The following is a 19,321-nucleotide window of genomic DNA, read 5'->3' on the forward strand; positions in this document are numbered from 1 at the left end:
ACTTCATTATAGCGTATTGTCTTGATTTTTCAAGTGCTGGCTTCAGAAATCCCCAAAATTTCTCTAATTTCTGCTAGGGTCAGACTGCCACGCGACTCTGTTCCGTCCAATACTTGTGACACCAGATGTTTCTTTTGTTCTTGGAGTTCCTGAATTTTTTCTTCAATGGTTCCCCTGGTCACTAAGCGATAGACCTCAACCGTTTCTTCCTGCCCCATACGATGGGCACGGCCAATGGCTTGCGCTTCCACCGCAGGATTCCACCAAAGGTCAACCAAAATAACCGTATCAGCACCTGTCAGATTCAGACCGACACCACCAGCCTTGAGGGAAATCAGAAAGGCATCTCTTTCTCCTTGGTTAAAGGCCTTGGTCATGTCTTGTCTTTCCTTGGCTGGGGTTGAACCCGTAATTTTAAAGGAAGTCAAGCCCAAGTCTGGCAGTTCTTGTTCAATTTTTTCCAACATTCCCTTGAACTGTGAGAAAATCAAGACACGGTGTCCACCATCTGCCACCTGTACCAGCAGGTCTCGAAGGCTATCCAGTTTGCCACTGGCTCCCTGATAATCTTCCATAAAGAGGGCAGGAGTGTCACAGATTTGGCGCAAGCGCATCAGACCAGATAAGATTTCCACTCGACTTCGCTGAAATTCCTGATCTGAAACTTGAGCCAGACGGTCCCGCATCTGTTGCAACTGAGCTAGATAGATAGCCTTTTGCTGGTCTTCCAGTTCATTCTTATAAACTACTTCAATCAAGTCTGGCAATTCATTCAGAACTTCTTCTTTCTTGCGCCGCATGACGAAAGGTTTGATAAACTGAGCCACGCGCTCAGCTGGCAATTTCATAAATTCTTTCTTGCTTGGCAAGAGTCCTGGCATGACGATTTGGAAAATAGACCACAACTCACCTAAATGATTTTCAATAGGAGTTCCTGACAAGGCAAAGACCGACGGCACCACAAATTGTCTCAAGGTCTGGGCAATCTTGGTCTGGGCATTTTTCATGACCTGAGCTTCATCCAAGAAAAGGAAGTCAAAGGCCATCCCCTGATAAAGTTCACTGTCCTGACGGAAGGTGGCATAACTCGTCACATAGATTTGATGGCTCTCAGCAAGAATCTCTTCACGACTAGCTTTCAAACCATGAACGACAGCCACATCCAACTGTGGGGCAAATTTCTGAAATTCATCTGCCCAGTTGTAGATCAAACCAGACGGAGCTAAAATCAAGACTCGACTTTCTTTTGTCACTTGACTGGTCAAAAAAGCAATGGTCTGAAGGGTTTTCCCCAATCCCATATCATCAGCCAAAATCCCACCAAAACCATAATGATGGAGCATTTGCAGCCAGCCGATTCCCTTTTCCTGATAATCTCGCAAGTCAGCCTGAACCTGAGTTGCTTGCAAAGGAAAGTCCTCTGGATGCGTCAAATCGTGGGCCAGATTCTGGAATTCTTGTGAAAAAGAAACACGGTCTCGCCCTTCAAAGAGATGAGCTAAACTGTAGGCCAAGGATTTCCGAGCCTGCAAGGAGCCATCTTTTAGTTCAAATTGCCCCAGTTCTTGTAAATTTTGGCGAATTTTCTTGGTTTCTTCATCGAAAAAATAAACTTGATTGGACGAATCAATGTAAAAATCTTGATTGTCAACCAAGGCCTGCATGGCTTGGTCAATTTCCTCCTGGGCAATATCTTGAAAATCAAACTGGATTTCCAAGAGACCTCCCTTGGAAGCAATCTGCACTTGAGGACTCGCTAGGTTATAGAGTTCTTCTAACTTGTCTGATAGGTCAACATCCCCGAGTTCTTCAAAAACCGGAATGATATCATGGAAGAAATGATAGACAGACTCTGCTTTTAAGGCCTGACGCCAAGATTGAAAGTCTGCTTCAAAACCTGCAGCCAGACAGACTTGGAAAATTCTTTCTTCTAAGTCCGCGTCACTCGAAAAGGGCAATTCTTCTAGCTCTTGTCGGCTAGATACCTGTCTATCCCCATAGTCAAACTGGATTTCTAAACGAATCCGATTGTCTTCTTCCCTGTCAAAGTAAAACGATGGAGAAAACGTTTTGATTTGTAAGCGTTCTGGAGCTGAGACAGTCCCCATCTGGTTAAAAAGAGTCAGACAAGAAGCCAACTTATCGCGATCACTGCTATCAAATTGCAGGTATTTCTTCCCATGTTGATCCAAAGGTAGCGCTTTGACTTCCTTGAGAAGGCGCATCTGCTGGTCTCTTAGAAAATAAACCTGTCCTTTATGGAAAAGCACAGCTCCCTGATAAAAGACATTGACCCTTGGACTCTCACTGATTTCCATTTCAAAATAGTCCGAGTATTCTGTTACTGTAAAGGCAAAGAGATTGGCACCAGCATGCATATCCTGAAAAAGTAGGGTCTGGTAGCTATCCACTTGGTGGTCAAATTGAAAATGGGGCAAGGTCATCAGTAAATTCACACCCTGCTCAAAAAATGTCAGAGGGAAAAAGAGATGCCTACCTTGGTTTTGGAAAAAGAGCTCTGGAGCCTGTCCTTCCTCCATCAGTCCACGCAAGAAAGTCAGAAGTTCTTGGCTGGCCTCATCAAAGGATTCCCAAGAAAGAGACTCCTCATAAATCTTGCCAATCATATAGGATTTTCTCTTCTCGACGGCTTTTAAAAAGAGTGGAATATCCCGAATAACATAGTATTTTTGGCTATTGATTTGCCCGATTCTCAGGGTCCACAAGATATGATTGGTTCCTGCTTCCACTTGACCCACAGCCGATAATTCATAGGCTCGTTCTGATTTTGGAGATAAGATTCGGTCCAAAAACTTGCCACCCAAGGTCACCTTGGTTTCAACGGCCTCTTTTTCTTCATGACCTTCTTCCAGACTCTGCAAGATTTCCTGACCCCGCTCATCATTTTTCAAAAAATGCTCCAGCGCCGCCAAATGCACACAGTAGCCTCTCTTTTGGAAAAAATCGCAGGCGCAAAAAACCAAATCATCCTCTAAACTATAGCGCAGTTCTTCTTCTGCAACGCGAGCGTAGAGCCGATTGTTCTTTTCCTTGATGATGTCAACCTTACCAGTTTCATAAAGGGCAACGCCTTCGATACGGACCTTCCCCGGAATCAATTTAGCCATATTTTTACCTTTACCTTATCTTTTTATTATACCATATTTTCGCCTATGAAAATAGCCTTCTAGGAAGACTTTTCTCCTAGAAGGCTGGATTTTTAACGTTTGGCAAAAGTCGTCACAATCCGCTGACACACTTCTTGCAGTAGAGATTTAGGCATAGCTACATTGAGGCGGGCATGGAGACTTCCTTCCTCTCCAAAATCCAAACCACGGTTAAGGATAACCTTGGCTTCATTTCTCAAAAGCTCTTGTAATTTTTCATCAGTCAAGTCATAGGCTGAAAAATCAAGCCAAATCAAGTAGGTCCCTTGCGGTTTCATGACCTTGATTTTAGTCTCTTTACCAAATAAATCCACCACATAATTGATGTGGTCTTCAAAGACTTGCTTGAGTTCCTCCAACCAATCCTTCCCATATCGATAGGCAGCTTCTGTCGCCAAATAACCCAAACCTGAAATTTCATGTTGATTATTAGCCAACTGACGTTTCTGGTAAGCCAGTCTCAACTTAGGATTTTCAATAACTGCATAGGAATTTTTTGTCCCAGCAATATTAAAAGTTTTAGTGGCACTGCTCAAGACAATCGCAAAATCTTTGAAGGCAGGATTAATGGTATTGAAGGAATGATGCTTGTGACCAAAGAGGGCCAAATCTTGGTGAATCTCATCCGAAACCAAGAAAACACCGTGTTTTTGGCAGAGTTGGCCAATCTTCTCCAACACTTCCTTTTCCCAAACACGTCCACCAGGATTGTGAGGGTTGCAAAGAATATAAAGTTTGATCTCCTCTTCCACCAAATCCTTTTCAAGTTGGTCAAAGTCAATCTCAAACAGACCATCCTTTTCCACCAAAGAATTGGTAATCAATCTACGGTTGTTCAACTTGACACTGCGAGCAAAAGGTGGGTAGACAGGCGTGTTAATCAAAATCGCCTCGCCTTCTTTTGTAAAGGCTTGAATAGCTGTTGAGATGGCTGGTACCACACCCTCGATAAAGACAAGAGCCTCTTTGTCAAAGTGGTAACCGTGTTGTGTGGCTTCCCACTTTTGAACTTCCTTAATTAACTCTTCACTGGCATAGGTATAGCCATAAACCAGTTGATCAGCGTAAGTTTGCACAGCTTGGCGGATTTCAGGCAAGACTACAAAGTCCATATCCGCTATCCAAGCTGGTAGGACTTCACTATCCGTTTCTGCTTCTTTCCATTTATAGGTATGATGCCCTAAACGATTGGGCATGCTTGTAAAATCATATTTTCCCATCTTTATCTTATCCTTCTAAGGCTTGGCGCAAATCTGCAATCAAATCTCTAGCATCCTCAATCCCAATCGACAAACGCAAGAGGTCATCTGTCAAACCATAAGAATGGCGCACTTCTGCTGGAATATCAGCATGAGTTTGCGTCGTTGGATAAGTAATGAGACTTTCTACCCCACCCAAACTTTCGGCAAAAGAGAAAACCTTGAGGCTATTCAAGATATGTGGAATGCGTGTTTCATCCGCCACTTTAAAGGAAATCATACCTCCACGACCAGTGTAGAGAACTTCCTTAACTGCTGGAGAATCCTTCAAAAAGGCAACCACTTCTTGGGCATTGGCTGTTGAGCGCTCCATACGAAGAGATAAGGTCTTGAGACCACGAATCAATTGATAACTGTCAAATGGAGACAAGACTGCCCCTGTCGTATTGAGATTGTAAAAGAGTTTCTCGTATAGTTCTAAACTATTGGTCACAACCACTCCAGCCAAGACATCATTGTGACCTGCTAGATACTTGGTTGCTGAATGGAGAACGATATCTGCTCCATCTTCAATCGGACGTTGGTAGATAGGGCTGTAGAAGGTATTGTCCACCACCACTTTGGCACCTTTAGCATGAGCTAATTTTGCTAGTTTTTCGATATCAAATTCCAACATCAAGGGATTGGTTGGGGTTTCGATATAGAGAACATCCACATCCTTTTCTAACTCGGCAATCAACTCTTCTTCTGTATTGGCATAGGTAAAATGGAAACGGCCTTCTTGCTCCACTTGGTTGAACCAGCGGAAAGAACCACCATAAAGGTCACGGACAGCCAAGACCTTACTTCCTACTGGAAAGACGCTAAAGGCCAGTACAATAGCTGACATACCTGAGCTAGTCACTAGGGCATAGTCTGCTGACTCAATAGCCGCCAAGACTTCTTCCGCCTTACTGCGAGTTGGGTTTTTGGTGCGCGTATAGTCAAATCCAGTAGACTGACCAAACTCTGGGTGCTGATAAGTCGTCGAAAAATGAATCGGTGTCACCAAAGCTCCTGTCGCTTCATCTGATTTGATACCCGCCTGGGCCAAAATTGTGTTAATGTGTAATTCCTTGCTCATACAATACCTCCAAATCTATAGTAACTATTGTACCACTTATTTTCATCAACTCATTTTCTTCTTTTCAAGAGCTAGTTATAGTTTCAAACTATATACTTATAGAGTAAAGCTAAAAAGAATCCAGAAAAGCTTCTAGATTCTTTTGTGACGATGATTGCTAGGCCTTACTTAGACTGAAAGAAATCGTGTTGGGCTAAATAGTCATAATGCTCTTTATTAAATTGATATTGACCCACATGCTGACCAATCTGACCGACATCCACGGAAAAAATATAGTCTTCATTTTGATAATGCCAATTAAATCTAACTGTATTCAAGACTGTCTGATAAGTAAAATCTTTAACATCATCCCAAGACATCTCAAAGACTTGATTAGAACGATTTTCAGTTACATCACTGATGTCCATCAAGTAGATTCCCTTAGGTGTGAATGCCAGAATCTTAGGCTTCACACTCGACTGAACATAGTAGGAACCGCCTATAATGAAAAAATCAATAAAGGATTTCAACCATGTCTTTTTCTTAAAAGCCATCAGAAAACTCTTTTGCCCTTCAATGCGACAACTTGAAAGAAATGATGCAATCTGTTTTTCTGTCGCAAACTCCATAATAGCACCCATGATGATACCTCCATAACGATTAGTAAATAGGCAGATAAGAACTCTTCACATAAAAGAAGAACTTATCATTTGTTGCGTTTTATCTTACTTTTTAGTAGACAGTATCCCTCCTATAAAATTAATTTAATCTATGTATCCTCAATTAGCTATGAGAGACCTTCGAAAATAACTTTTCGCAACTTTTATTATATTCATTATATCATAAATCTGATAAACAATTTAAAAAATGTAAGCACTTTTCTTCCAACTTCGCTATCATTCTATTAAAAAACGACAGCTTCTTTCGAAACCATCGTTTTTCTTGAAAAATCCCTATTTCACATGTTTTGCCAATTCTTCTTGAGCTTTTTTATTGGATTCTTCTTTTTCTTTCAACCATTTTTCTTTGGCTTTTTCATATTCATCTTTTGTNACTGTCTTATCTTGTACTTTGAGGTATTTATATGATTCAATACCTTTATTACCAGCTAATGAATATGGTTCTGAGAAAGGAACTGTTTTTCTCAACACTGGTGTTCCACCCTTAGAAACATTTGGAATTGCTAAAGCGCTATCCACCAACCACGCTTGGATCTCAGCATACTTTTCATAGCGTTTTGCAAGATCTTGTTCCTTATTGGCTTCTTCCAACATTTGAGTATAGACATCCAGCCCAACAGCCTTGGCCTTGTCATTGGCTTCACCCGGCTCTATACCTAGATTTTGCATCAAACCACCAGAATGAACATTAAATACATCAAGATAGGTTGAAGGGTCTTGGTAGTCTGCACTCCAACCACCGTTGTATAGATCGTAATCCTTCTGAGCTGCAGTCTGAGCCAAATAGCTTGTATTATCAAAGTCTTCAGTAGAAAGTTGTTGAATATCAATTACAACGTTCTCTGCACCTAAGGCTGCTTCAATAGATTGCTTCATAGAATTTGCCTCTTGGACACCCTTTTTATCAGCTTGGTCAACTGTCATGTCCAAGTGGATAGGGAATTGGACTCCTTTGGCTTGGAGTTCTTTCTTAGCTTCAGCAAATTTGGCTTTAGCTTTTTCAGCATTGTAATATGGATCCTGGGCATCTGCAAAGTTGATTCCTTGCCATTCTTTACCATAATTCACCATCTTAGAGGCTACTACTTCACCAAAGTCTTTTCCGTTGATACTTACGAAGTTTGGAGGAACAACCAAGTTACGCAAGATCTTAGTTGCACCATCTTCTCCTTGAGATTGGGCCCCGTAAGCTGTACGGTCATAGGCAAAGTTAATGGCTTGACGGAAGTTTTTACTCAGAACCGCTTCTTGAGTCGATTTCTTTTCAGCATCACTTGTCTTGGAAGTGAATTTATAAGATTTTCTATCCAAGTTGAAGTTTAAGAAGTAAGAAGTAGCATCTTGCAGACTATAGATGATATTGTCTTTATTCTTCTCTTTGATTCCTTCAAAGCTTGAACTATTTGGATAGAGACGAGCGTAGCTATAGGCTCCCTCTACATAGTTACGAGCCAGTGCATCTTGGTCACTACCATCATAATAGGCCAATTTGACATCATCTACAAAGACATTTTTAGCATCCCAGTAATTAGGATTTTTCTTGAATTCGATAACTGATTTTGAAACAAAGGATTTCATCAAGAAAGGTCCATTGTACAAAATGCTAGATGGGTCTACCTTCCCAAAATCATCTCCTTTTGATTTCAAGAAATCAGCGTTGACTGGGAAGAGAATGGTTGAGGTTGTTTTTGAGTTCCAGTAAGGTTCTGGTCGTGTCAAAGTATATTGAACAGTTTGGTCATCAAGAGCCTTGACTCCGACAGTTGAAAAGTCTGTTGTTTTACCATTAATGTAGTCATCCAAACCTGCTACGGATTCTTGCACTAAGTACAAGGCTTCTGATTTTTTATCAGCTGCATATTTCAAACCAGTTACAAAATCTTGGGCAGTTACAGGAGCATATTCTTCCCCATCTGCAGTGTACCATTTAGCATCTTTACGCAGTTTGTAGGTATAGGTCAAACCGTCTTGAGAAACACTCCAATCCTCTGCCAAGGATGGGATATAGTTCCCATACTGGTCATTTTCCATGAGCCCATCTACCAAATTAACCACGATATCACTGGTTGTTGCACGGTTTTCTGCTAGATAGTTCAAACTTGATGGGTCACTTACGTAAACATAGTTATATGTTTTTGACGCTGTGCTAGAATTTCCACACGCACTTAACAAAATACCTGCACTTAGCACGACACCTGCAAGTGTTGCATACTTGGCCTTAGACTTTTTCATCTCCAGAACCTCCTGATTTAAATATTTGTCTTATTATACAACTTGAGTTTTATTTAGTCAATAGTTTTTTAAGTAAAATTTAAGAAAAATAAAATTACCATCTACAAACTTTAGTTATCATTCTACAAATTAATAAAAAAGAGAATAATTCAAGCATTTCATGATAGAAATGTTCAAATTATCCCTTTTATTTATAAATATTTTTTAAGTTAACTTTAATTTGATTCGTAAGCGATCTGCTTGGGCTTTTCCAATCACCTTATCCAATAAACGGGTACGGAGGCTCATAATTCCATAAGCTCCTCCACCCATTGCACCGATAAGAGTTACATATAGAAAACCCCACAAACGTCCACTTGGTTGGAAGACAAATCCCAGTATCCACTGAATAGCGCCTACACCGATGAACATAACAAAAGTCAACAAACTGATTAAAATGGTTCTCCTAAATACCACATTACCTCTCATTCCTGTTACCCTACATAGTTCACGATAAATGAATAGAATAGGGATGATAAGAGCGATTGATGTTGAAATCAAAGGACCATAACTGTGAAAAAGATAAATTGTTGGTAATTGCAAGACTAGCTTAGCAACTGAACCATAGAAAAAGTAACGGATTGCTTTACGGTTATGGAACATAGCCTGAAGCATTGGTGACAAAACCATATATACACCCAAAATGGTTGACTGCAAGACCGCAAAGATAAACAAACCTAATGCCAAACCATCTGGCTTCCCGTAAAATATGGTATAAATAGGTTCACCGACCATGACCACTCCCACTGTTGCAGGAAAAAGAAACAATAGAAGCATCGTTAGATTATCTTGAATCAATTTAGAGGCAGACCTCAAATCACCTTTAACATAGTTTTCGGTCAAAAGTGGCAAGCCTACACCACCAATCGAAACTCCTAAGGAAATCAAAATCATAGTGATTTTATTAGGATTGGCTGAGAAATAAGAAAACATGACAACCAAGTCTTCATTACTATAGTTGGTAAACCAGCTCATACTATTGATGAAGGTCATCTGATCCAAAATCTGGAAAAGCTGGATAGCAGACCCTGTCAGGATAAAAGGAATGGCTTCCTTAATGGTATCGACCAAAAGACGCTTGCTGTTTATCTTATCTCCTGTTTCAAGGACTCTTTTAAGTAATCCTTCTTTGGCAAGGAAATAGATCAAAACTGCAAAACTAGCTACCATGCCGACAAAGGCAGCAAAGGTGGATTGGGTAACCGCTACTAGATAATCTCCTGAGCCCATTTTCATAATCATAAAGGTAGCTAAGAGCATCCAGATAACACGAATGACCTGCTCAGCAATTTGGCTCATGGCATAAGGTTTCAGGTTATTCATCCCTTGGAAGAAGCCTCGGATAACACTCATAGATGGGAAAATCAAGACCGCCCAAGCCAAACTCTGCATGATTGGGATCAGGTCTTTCCCTACACCCGACAAGTCTGCTAGCCATGGAGCAAAGAGATACAAGACTAAAGCAAAAACCAGACCTAGTCCTGTCATAAAGCCTAAAAAGCTCCGAATCAGGGCAAAGCTATGCTCTTCTTCTCGCATGGTATTATACTTGGCCACTTGCTTGGCCACCGCAACTGGAATCCCTGCTGTTGAAATCAGCAAGAACCAGGCATAGATATTATAGCCCATGGTGAAGAGACCATTTGCTGTAGCCGCATAAGACCCCATCCAGATATACCAAGGGATGATATAAATGGCACCGAGTAGACGACTGATAAAGTTACTAGCCGTTAGCCAAGCAGTCCCCCGTAACATCTGGGCCTGCTGGTGATTGTTTTCGTTAGACATAGATTCCTCATTTTATTTTATACTCAATGAAAATCAAAGAGCAAACTAGAAAGCTAGCCGCAGGCTGTACTTGAGTACGGCAAGGCGAAGCTGACGTGGTTTGAATTTGATTTTCGAAGAGTTTTAATCACTAGGAAAAATTCCTCATCTCCCATTATAAACTTTTCCTTGTCACTTGTAAATTTACGACTTTCGGTTTACAATAGAAAGTATGATTAAGATTGAAACCGTATTAGATATTTTAAAGAAAGATAGTCTCTTCCGCGAGATTATCGACCAAGGACACTATCACTACAACTACAGCCATGTCGTATTTGATACCATCTGTTATGACAGCCGCAAGGCCAAAGAGAAGAGCCTCTTTTTCGTCAAGGGGGCTTCCTTTAAGAAGGAATTTCTGCTTTCAGCCATCTCTCAAGGCCTCGGTTGGTATATGGCTGAAGAAGACTATGAAGTTGGTATTCCTGCTATTATCGTCAGTGATATCAAGAAAGCCATGAGTTTGATTGCCATGGAATTTTATGGAAATCCACAGGACAAACTCAAACTCCTTGCCTTTACTGGAACCAAGGGTAAGACAACAGCAGCCTATTTCGCCTATAACATCTTATCTCAAGGGCATCGACCTGCTATGTTGTCAACTATGAACACAACTCTAGATGGCGAAACTTTCTTTAAGTCTGCATTGACAACCCCTGAGAGTATTGACCTCTTTGACATGATGAATCAAGCTGTGCAAAATGACCGTACTCACCTCATCATGGAGGTATCCAGTCAGGCCTATCTGGTCAAACGTGTCTATGGTCTAACCTTTGATGTGGGAGTTTTCCTCAATATCAGCCCCGACCATATCGGCCCGATTGAACACCCTAGCTTTGAAGACTACTTCTACCACAAACGTCTCTTGATGGAAAATAGCCGAGCAGTCATCATTAACAGTGACATGGACCACTTTTCTGTCTTGAAAGAACAAGTTGAATATCAAGACCATGATTTTTATGGTAGCCAGTCTGAAAACCAAATTGAGAATTCCAAAGCCTTTAGCTTCTCAGCTACAGGTAAACTTGCTGGAGATTATGATATTCAACTAATTGGTCACTTCAACCAAGAAAATGCAGTCGCTGCTGGACTTGCCTGCCTCCGTCTCGGAGCTAGTCTTGAGGACATCAAAAAAGGAATCGCTGCAACCCGAGTTCCTGGTCGTATGGAAGTTCTCACTCAGAAAAACGGAGCCAAGGTTTTCATCGACTATGCCCACAATGGTGATAGTCTCAAAAAACTCATCAATGTCGTAGAAACTCATCAAACTGGAAAAATTGCACTGGTTCTTGGTTCGACAGGAAACAAGGGAGAAAGCCGTCGTAAGGACTTTGGCCTCCTCCTGAACCAACACCCTGAGATTCAAGTCTTTCTGACTGCTGATGACCCCAACTATGAAGACCCAATGGTCATTGCAGATGAAATCAGTAGCTACATCAATCATCCTGTTAAAAAGATTGCGGATCGCCAAGAAGCCATCAAGGCAGCGATGGCTATCACAAGTCAAGAATTAGATGCTGTGATTATCGCTGGTAAAGGAGCCGATTGCTACCAAATCGTCCAAGGTAAGAAAGAAGCCTATCCAGGAGATGCAGCAGTCGCAGAAAATTATTTATAAGATAGTAAAAAATCAAGGGAAATGAAACCCTTGATTTTTTCTATTTTTATTTAAAAGCGTTTTTCAAACCTTCAACGGCACCTTCTACAGCATCTTTAGCATCTTCAACTACTTCTTTTGCCTTAGCAACTGTCTTTTCTACAGCGCCTTCTGCTTCAGTCTTACCATCTCCAGTAACTTTACCAAATCCTTCTTTGATAGCGCCTGTTGCTTGTTCCAATTTGTTTTCAAGTGACATATGATTGTCTCCTTTAGTTTTATTCCGATATGTGTTACCGGTTACATATAGTTTATACTTAATCCTAAGGAAAGGCAAATAATGTGCTCAGAAACAAAATTTCAAGCTAAGTAGAAAGTTAATCTCTCCTTGTCAAAATCGACGGTCAACTCATACTTCCCCTCTTCATTTTGGACAATATAGTCTAGGACAACCAAACTATCCACAAAGATATCACGGCGTTTCTGTATAAGCTGGTCTTTTTTGAGAAATTTCAACAAAAAAGTTGTCATGTATTTGAGAGCATACTCAGGATTGACATCTCCTAAAATGTCATAAAGTTCCTGCTGTTTTTCTGTCAAAGGATACTGATGTTTGACCTTGTAGAAATAATTGGAAAGGGTCATTTTAGTCCGCGCAAAGTCCGTCTTTTCAACTAAAATAGCAGCATTGGTTTGATTGCGTAATTCTGTCTCAAACCTCTGCTCTAACAAGGCTTGATAGACCGGACTATCTTCGCTAACAAAAATCTCTTGATCCAGTTCAAGACTATCAAGTGATTCAAGCATAGGAAGATTAAGGTAATAACGCTTATTTTCTCGTAGAATCAAGCCTGCCTTTATATACTCTTCCATGAGTTTATCAACTGCTATATCTGGAAATTGAGCCTTAATTTCTCGCAAAATAACATCCTCATGCTGGTCCAGATAGCGGTTCAATTCTCTAAAAAATGGCTGTCTCGTCAAACGAGATGGATTAAAAATCTGAATCATGAAGATTCCTTTCTTTACATTCTAACAGAGGCGATGCTGCCAACTGACTGGGATTGGTCCCCGGCTGGTTCAAAGGAACAGGCAGACCTAGTTCTCTGTAATACTCTCTCCAAAAATCACTAATCTCCTGCTCCCCATCTCCAAATTTCATAGGTATGGTTGCAAAAATGGGGAGAATTTCTGCCATGTACTGGGAACAGTAGAAACCAGCGCCATCTGGATAGAAAGAAGCATTGTAGGGAGCTCCAAGATGTTTGCAAGCTTTTTCCTTCACAGACTGGATATCCATTTCTGGGTAAACATAGAGGTCGTACAAGTGATTGGACTCAAAGAATTCTGCTGGTTCTTGACAGACCACACCAAATTCTCCACTAGCGTGGTAAATCATCCCATCCAAACAAATGGCAACATGGTTATAGTTGCCTGTGGAAGTCTGGATGGCCTGTCCCATATCTGACTCATCTCTCACAAAAATCAAATCGCCATTTTCTAACATACTTCACTCCTAGAAAAAAAGGAGCCGAAACTCCTTTCGATATAAGGCAAACTAGCCTTTCCTAATTTGAATTAATACTCAAAATCTTAAGCATTAAAGCTTTCAGTCAATTGAGGTACCACTTGTTTCTTACGTGAAACAGCACCAGCAAGGAAGGCATGATTGTTTTCAAGTTTGAAGTTGAAAGCCGCTTCAACCTTGTCCATGTTAGCACCAAGAGCCAAGATTTCCGAGTTTGAGTTGACGATATCTGTAATCATCAAGACAAAGTCAGAGTAGCCGTTTGCTTCGTTGGCAGCTTGCATTGCAGCTTCAATTTCTACTTGGCGTTCCAAGACTTCTGCAATATCAACTGTGTTTACTTGGGCAACACGGACATTATTTCCGTTCAATTCAAAAGTTTTAGCATCGATGTCAATCAATTCTTCAGCAGATTTGCTAGCCAAGTTTGTACCAGCTTTCAACATAGCTAAACCATATTCTTCCAAGTTGACACCAGCCAATTCAGCCAATTCAGGAGCAATGACTGTATCTGTTGGGTGTGTTGTTGGTGATTTCAAAAGAAGGGTATCTGAAATCAAACCTGAAAGCATCAAACCAGCAATTTCTTTAGGAACAGCTACACCATGTTCTTTGAACATACGATAAACGATTGAAGACGCTGATCCAACTGGCTCCAAACGCATGTAAAGTGGGCTTGCAGTTTCAAAGTTAGCCACACGGTGGTGGTCCACAACACCATAAACTTCTACATCAGCGATATCTGATACAGATTGTTGGAATTCATTGTGGTCAGTCAAGATAACTTGCTCTGCACCTTCTGCTTTAGCAGAAGTGATGACACGCGGTGCTTCTACACCAAAATAGTTCAAGACAAAGGCTGTTTCTTCATTTGGAGTTCCAAGGGCAACAGCTTCCGTATCCAAACCGTAAGCTTCTTTTGCAAGGTAGGCAAAGGCTACAGATGACCCGATGGCATCTGAGTCTGGATTTTGGTGACCAAATACTAGAATCTTAGACATGATAATACCTCATTTTATTTATTCTCTTTATTGTAGCATTTTTTTCGCTTTTTGACAAAAGTAAGAGGAGTCAAAGGGCTCCTCACGATTCTTCAAAATAACTGATACTCTTCGAAAATCAAATTCAAACCACGTCAGCTTCGCCTTGCCGTACTCAAGTACTGTCTACGGCTAGCTTCCTAGTTTGCTCTTTGATTTTCATTGAGTATGAGTAAATTTCTATCTTGATTTTCAGATAAAAATCTTTCCTTCTGTGGCCTCTTCTTACGCTTGAGAAGGGCTTCTGCCGACATGGCTTCTTCCTTACTGGCAAAACCTTGAGCATAGATAAGTTTGACTGGCAAGCGTGCTCGTGTGTATTTGGCCCCCTTCCCACTGTTGTGGACAGCGAGGCGTCTCTTCACATCAGTCGTATAGCCTGTATAGTAGGATCCGTCACGGCACTCCAGCACATACATATAAGCCTTATGATCCATAATAAATCTCTTCGAGTTCCGGCGTATAAGAGCCATCATCATTGTGTACAATGAGAGGTGGCAAGACCTTAAAGCCACTTGTCGAGCCATCCTTGATGGCCTCAATCAAAAGCATATTGGCTTCCTTTTCTCTTTTTGGATAAACAAACTGCAGGCGCTTAGGGGCTAGATTATGCCGTTGTAAGCTGTCCAAGATATCTAAAAGCCGATCAGGACGATGAACCATGGCCAAGCGTCCATTCGATTTAAGAATACTCTGGGCACTACGACAAATTTCTTCCAAATTGGTCGTGATTTCATGTCGCGCCAAGAGATAATGTTCACTCTCGTTCAGGTTTGAATGAGGATCCACCTTGAAATAGGGTGGATTACACAAAATCATATCCACCTTACTTCCCTGGATGTAAGCAGGCATATTTTTCAAATCATCACAGATGACCTCCATCTGCTCTTCCAAACCATTCAAACAGACAGAGCGTTCAGCCATATCCGCCAAACGCTCCTGAATCTCAACAGCCAAAATCTGTGCCTGAGTACGAGTGCTAGCAAATAGCCCCACCGCTCCATTACCAGCACAAAAATCCACTATCAAGCCCTTTTTAGGAAAACGTGGAAAACGTGACAAGAGAACACTATCCACCGAATAGCTAAAAACCTCTCTATTTTGAATGATTTTAATATCTGTCGAAAAGAGCTGGTTAATGCGCTCCCCTGATTTTAATAATTGTTCTTCTTCCATAGTCCTATTATAGCAAATTTATATTAACATTACAAAAGATAGAGATTTCTAACTAGTGCTTCTGATTCTTCAAATGTTGAAGGGCTTCCTTGGTCCAAATTGGCATCATTCGTTTGAGAGGCGCAAAGCCGTAGTTAAAACGATCGCTTGAAAAGCGTCTCCGTCTAGGAAACTGGTGCTTTTCTTCCTCCAAAGTACGGATAGAAAGACTAGCTTTCCCTGTAAATTCATCTAAATCCACCACCTGAACCTGAACCTCTTCATCGACTTTCAAAGCTTCTTGGATATTTTCAATAAAACCTGTCCGAATCTCTGAAATGTGAATCAGCCCCGTATCACCCGTTTCTAGCTCAACAAAGGCACCGTAGGGCTGAATCCCTGTAATACGGCCCTTTCGTTTATCACCGATTTTCATTTTAGTCCTCGATTTCAATTGTTTCAATCACGACATCTTCAACTGGCTTGTCCATAGCTCCTGTCTCAACAGCAGCAATGGCATCCAAGACATCGTAAGATGCTTCATCAGCTAACTGACCAAAAACCGTGTGACGGCGGTCTAGGTGAGGTGTCCCACCTTGGTTAGCATAGATTTCTGCAATCGGTTCTGGCCAACCACCACGAGCAATTTCTTTCTTAGAATAAGGCAAATGTTGATTTTGTACGATAAAGAACTGGCTACCGTTGGTATTTGGACCAGCATTGGCCATAGAAAGGGCACCACGGACATTGTAAAGTTCTTCTGAGAATTCATCCTCAAATGATTCGCCGTAGATTGACTCGCCACCCATACCAGTACCAGTTGGATCTCCACCTTGAATCATAAAGTCCTTGATAATACGGTGGAAAATGACACCATCATAGTAGCCATCTTTTGAAAGTGCTACAAAGTTAGCTACTGTTTTAGGAGCATGTTCAGGGAAGAGCTTGATACGCAAGTCTCCGTGATTGGTCTTAATAGTCGCGATAGGACCTTCTACTGTTTCAATGTCTACTTGTGGGAAATGCAATTCTTTTTCTACCATACCAAATCCTTCTAAGGCATCAAAAATGCCATCTTCTTCTAATGTTTTTGTAATATAATCTGCTTTTTCTTTGATGTTATCATGAGAAATTCCCATTGCAACGCTGATTCCAGCATAATCAAAGAGTTCCAAGTCATTCAGCCCATCTCCAAAAACCATGACGTTCTCTGGTTTCAAGCCAAGGTGTTCCACAACCTTTTCCACACCAGTCGCTTTGGAGCCTGAAATCGGCACAATATCAGACGAATGTTGATGCCAACGAACCATGCGAAGTTTGTCTGAGAGACTATCAGGCAATCTCAAGTCATCTCCCTTATCTTCAAAAGTCCACATCTGATAGATGTCTTCTTTTTCATGGAAATCAGGATCCACACCCAAGTTCTGATAAATTGGATTGATAGCCTCACTAATCATATCGGTGCGAATCGATAACTTGGCATCATGACTCCCAACCAAACCATACTCAATTCCCTCTTGCTTAGCCCAAGAAATATACTCCTCAACATCTGACTTCTCAATCTGATGTTGATAAATGACCTGACCTTTTTTATCTTCAATGTAGGCCCCATTCAAGGTCACAAAAAAGTCTGGCTTAAGTTCACGAATCTCTGGCACAACACCAAAAATCCCCCGTCCAGAAGCAATACCTGTCAAAATTCCTTTCTCACGTAATTGCTTAAAAACAGCTGGGATTGAAGACGGAATAAAACCAGTCTTGGAATTTCGCAATGTATCATCAATATCAAAAAAGACAATCTTAATCTTTTTTGCCTTGTATCTTAATTTCGCATCCATCTCACTACCTCTTTCAATCTAACTCTTTCCATTATACCATAAAGTAGAGAAATCCCACATCCCCAATAAAATCCTTGTCTCTTATCCGAATTCCTTTACAAGATACAGAACCAAATCATCATTATTTTGGCAAGTTGCATTCATTTCCAAGGGTTGATTTCGATACCAGACACCTGTCCCATCTGGAATGTAGCCCCGTCTGATATACAATCTCTGGGCAGGGCCATAGCCTAAGTGCAATCCTACACCAAGAGTGACCTTGCTCGAAACAAACTTGACTCGTTTTTCTGCTTCTTCTAGCAGTTGATTCCCAATCCCTTGATTTCGAAAAGGCTCAAACACATTAAAATCTGATAATTCTGGATAGACTTCTGCAAAAGGACCATGTTTAGCAGAAGGCAAGATGGTAACGTAGCCCGCCACAGCACCATCAATTTCTGCAACTAAGACTTCTCTCTCCCCACTTTCCTGTTCCAGAAAATATCTAGCCAAAATTTCCTCTCTACCAGGCCAACCTTGATTGATAAAACCTTGGGACAGGTGTTGGATATCCGATTCAATCATTTTTCTAATAATAGCGTTTCCCTTCATAAGATACTCCTTTAAAATTACTACTATCATTATAGCACGTCAAGGTCGGAAAAAAACTATCTCGTGAAAAAAAGACCCGTCGGGGTCTGAAAAAGAGGTCCACCCGGACCTGAAAAAAAGACCCACCCGGGTCTTTTCTTTAATCTTCGTTTACGAAAGGCATCAAAGCCATTACGCGAGCGCGTTTGATAGCTGTTGTTACTTTACGTTGGTTTTTAGCTGAAGTTCCTGTTACACGACGTGGAAGGATTTTCCCACGTTCTGAAACGAAACGGCTAAGAAGCTCAGTATCTTTGTAATCAACATATTCAATTTTGTTTGCTGCGATGTAATCAACTTTTTTACGGCGTTTGAATCCGCCACGACGTTGTTGAGCCATGTTTTTCTCCTTTATAATTTTAGTTGTCCATTAGAATGGTAAATCATCATCTGAAATATCCAAAGGATTTGTTGCTCCAAATGGATTTTCATCACGTGAAAAGTTCGGTACTGAATTTGTAGGTGCAGAAGTTACAAACTCTGAATTTCCATGGAAATTATTATTTGTTGCAGAAGCTCCGTTAGAATAATCTTCACGTTTATTTCCAGAGCTTAAGAACTGGACTCTTTCTGCTATAACTTCTGTTATATAAACACGTTGACCCGTATTTTTCTCATAACTACGAGTCTGAATCCGACCTGTAATAGCAATAAGAGAACCTTTCTTCATATACAGACTCAAATTTTCTGCCTGCTTTCCAAATACAACAAAATTAATAAAATCCGTGTTCTGGTCGCTATTTGATTGTCTTTGTGGTCGATTTACAGCCAAAGTATTATTCACAACTGGCGTTCCAGTTGGAGTCATTGTCAAGTCTATATCACGAACAATACGCCCTACAAGTACAACATTGTTAATCATAATTTACCTTCTTAAGCGTCAGTTTTGACGATCATGTGACGAAGAATGTCAGCGTTGATTTTTGAAAGACGGTCAAACTCTTTAAGAGCTGCATCGTCGTTTGCTTCAACGTTAACGATGTGGTAAAGTCCTTCACGGAAATCTTGGATTTCGTATGCAAGACGACGTTTTTCCCAAGATTTTGATTCAACAACAGTTGCACCGTTGTCAGTCAAAATAGAGTCAAAACGTGCTACCAAAGCGTTTTTAGCTTCTTCTTCAATGTTTGGACGAATAATATAAAGAATTTCGTATTTAGCCATTGATATGTTCCTCCTTTTGGTCTAATGACCCCAAGACTTTGCAAGGGGTAAGTGAGGTTCGCTCACAATAAACTATTATACTAGAAAAAAATTTTTTACGCAAGTAAAAACACCGAAATAAAA

Annotated in this window: 19 protein-coding genes; 1 reads left to right on the plus strand and 18 read right to left on the minus strand. The window is 40.8% G+C overall.

Annotated features, from left to right (window positions below):
- Positions 1-29: 29 nt before the first annotated feature.
- From D8837_RS02385 to D8837_RS02410, 6 genes are all read right to left on the minus strand, one after another.
- A complete protein-coding gene (locus D8837_RS02385) occupies positions 30-3,128 on the minus strand; it encodes a DEAD/DEAH box helicase (RefSeq protein ID WP_125456077.1) in 3,099 nt (1,032 codons plus the stop codon).
- A 92-nt stretch (positions 3,129-3,220) separates the two neighbouring features.
- Positions 3,221-4,387 (minus strand): MalY/PatB family protein, encoded by a 1,167-nt coding sequence (locus D8837_RS02390; protein ID WP_125456078.1) that lies wholly within the window; start codon positions 4,385-4,387, stop codon positions 3,221-3,223.
- A gap of 7 nt (positions 4,388-4,394) precedes the next feature.
- The gene (locus tag D8837_RS02395; protein WP_125456079.1) at positions 4,395-5,489 is read right to left on the minus strand and encodes a cystathionine gamma-synthase; all 1,095 of its coding nucleotides are present in this window, start codon (positions 5,487-5,489) and stop codon (positions 4,395-4,397) included.
- Between the two features lie 164 nt (positions 5,490-5,653).
- Positions 5,654-6,109 carry a hypothetical protein gene (locus D8837_RS02400; RefSeq protein ID WP_125456080.1) on the minus strand — a complete coding sequence of 152 codons (456 nt, stop codon included), beginning with the start codon at positions 6,107-6,109 and terminating at the stop codon, positions 5,654-5,656.
- Between the two features lie 312 nt (positions 6,110-6,421).
- Positions 6,422-8,380 (minus strand): peptide ABC transporter substrate-binding protein, encoded by a 1,959-nt coding sequence (locus D8837_RS02405; RefSeq protein WP_125456081.1) that lies wholly within the window; start codon positions 8,378-8,380, stop codon positions 6,422-6,424.
- 204 nt (positions 8,381-8,584) lie between these two features.
- Positions 8,585-10,207 carry a putative polysaccharide biosynthesis protein gene (locus D8837_RS02410; RefSeq protein WP_024478878.1) on the minus strand — a complete coding sequence of 541 codons (1,623 nt, stop codon included), beginning with the start codon at positions 10,205-10,207 and terminating at the stop codon, positions 8,585-8,587.
- Positions 10,208-10,418: 211 nt separating this feature from the next.
- On the opposite strand from D8837_RS02410, the gene D8837_RS02420 reads away from it, so the two are divergent.
- Positions 10,419-11,864, plus strand: a complete 1,446-nt coding sequence (locus tag D8837_RS02420) for a UDP-N-acetylmuramoyl-L-alanyl-D-glutamate--L-lysine ligase (RefSeq protein WP_125456082.1) — start codon at positions 10,419-10,421, stop codon at positions 11,862-11,864.
- Between the two features lie 46 nt (positions 11,865-11,910).
- Here D8837_RS02420 and D8837_RS02425 read toward each other — a convergent pair whose 3' ends face one another.
- From D8837_RS02425 to rpsF, 12 genes are all read right to left on the minus strand, one after another.
- Entirely contained in the window at positions 11,911-12,102 is a 192-nt protein-coding gene (locus tag D8837_RS02425) for a CsbD family protein (RefSeq protein WP_049488510.1), read from the minus strand.
- Positions 12,103-12,203: 101 nt separating this feature from the next.
- Positions 12,204-12,854 (minus strand): DUF1803 domain-containing protein, encoded by a 651-nt coding sequence (locus D8837_RS02430; RefSeq protein ID WP_125456083.1) that lies wholly within the window; start codon positions 12,852-12,854, stop codon positions 12,204-12,206.
- The gene (locus tag D8837_RS02435; RefSeq protein ID WP_070842496.1) at positions 12,838-13,350 is read right to left on the minus strand and encodes a YiiX/YebB-like N1pC/P60 family cysteine hydrolase; all 513 of its coding nucleotides are present in this window, start codon (positions 13,348-13,350) and stop codon (positions 12,838-12,840) included. Before D8837_RS02435 ends, D8837_RS02430 begins: the two co-directional genes overlap by 17 nt.
- A gap of 86 nt (positions 13,351-13,436) precedes the next feature.
- Positions 13,437-14,372 carry a manganese-dependent inorganic pyrophosphatase gene (locus tag D8837_RS02440; protein WP_125456084.1) on the minus strand — a complete coding sequence of 312 codons (936 nt, stop codon included), beginning with the start codon at positions 14,370-14,372 and terminating at the stop codon, positions 13,437-13,439.
- A 179-nt stretch (positions 14,373-14,551) separates the two neighbouring features.
- Positions 14,552-14,848: a GIY-YIG nuclease family protein gene (locus tag D8837_RS02450; protein WP_084862548.1), complete on the minus strand. Its 297-nt coding sequence runs from the start codon at positions 14,846-14,848 to the stop codon at positions 14,552-14,554.
- Positions 14,838-15,587, minus strand: coding sequence for a tRNA1(Val) (adenine(37)-N6)-methyltransferase (locus D8837_RS02455; protein ID WP_125456085.1), 750 nt, complete (start codon positions 15,585-15,587; stop codon positions 14,838-14,840). Before D8837_RS02455 ends, D8837_RS02450 begins: the two co-directional genes overlap by 11 nt.
- A 52-nt stretch (positions 15,588-15,639) precedes the next feature.
- Positions 15,640-16,002: a S1 RNA-binding domain-containing protein gene (locus tag D8837_RS02460; protein WP_125456086.1), complete on the minus strand. Its 363-nt coding sequence runs from the start codon at positions 16,000-16,002 to the stop codon at positions 15,640-15,642.
- A 1-nt stretch (position 16,003) separates the two neighbouring features.
- Positions 16,004-17,404, minus strand: coding sequence for a bifunctional Cof-type HAD-IIB family hydrolase/peptidylprolyl isomerase (locus tag D8837_RS02465; protein ID WP_125456087.1), 1,401 nt, complete (start codon positions 17,402-17,404; stop codon positions 16,004-16,006).
- 81 nt (positions 17,405-17,485) lie between these two features.
- The gene (locus D8837_RS02470) at positions 17,486-17,995 is read right to left on the minus strand and encodes a GNAT family N-acetyltransferase (protein WP_125456088.1); all 510 of its coding nucleotides are present in this window, start codon (positions 17,993-17,995) and stop codon (positions 17,486-17,488) included.
- Positions 17,996-18,134: 139 nt separating this feature from the next.
- On the minus strand, positions 18,135-18,374 hold the full coding sequence (rpsR, locus tag D8837_RS02475; protein WP_000068664.1) for a 30S ribosomal protein S18: 240 nt from the start codon (positions 18,372-18,374) through the stop codon (positions 18,135-18,137).
- 30 nt (positions 18,375-18,404) lie between these two features.
- Positions 18,405-18,896, minus strand: coding sequence for a single-stranded DNA-binding protein (gene ssb, locus D8837_RS02480; RefSeq protein ID WP_125456089.1), 492 nt, complete (start codon positions 18,894-18,896; stop codon positions 18,405-18,407).
- An 11-nt stretch (positions 18,897-18,907) separates the two neighbouring features.
- Positions 18,908-19,198: a 30S ribosomal protein S6 gene (gene rpsF / locus D8837_RS02485; RefSeq protein WP_070529093.1), complete on the minus strand. Its 291-nt coding sequence runs from the start codon at positions 19,196-19,198 to the stop codon at positions 18,908-18,910.
- Positions 19,199-19,321: the final 123 nt, after the last annotated feature.

It is taken from the genome of Streptococcus mitis, assembly GCF_003942965.1.
Taxonomy (GTDB): Bacteria; Bacillota; Bacilli; order Lactobacillales; family Streptococcaceae; genus Streptococcus; species Streptococcus mitis_BH.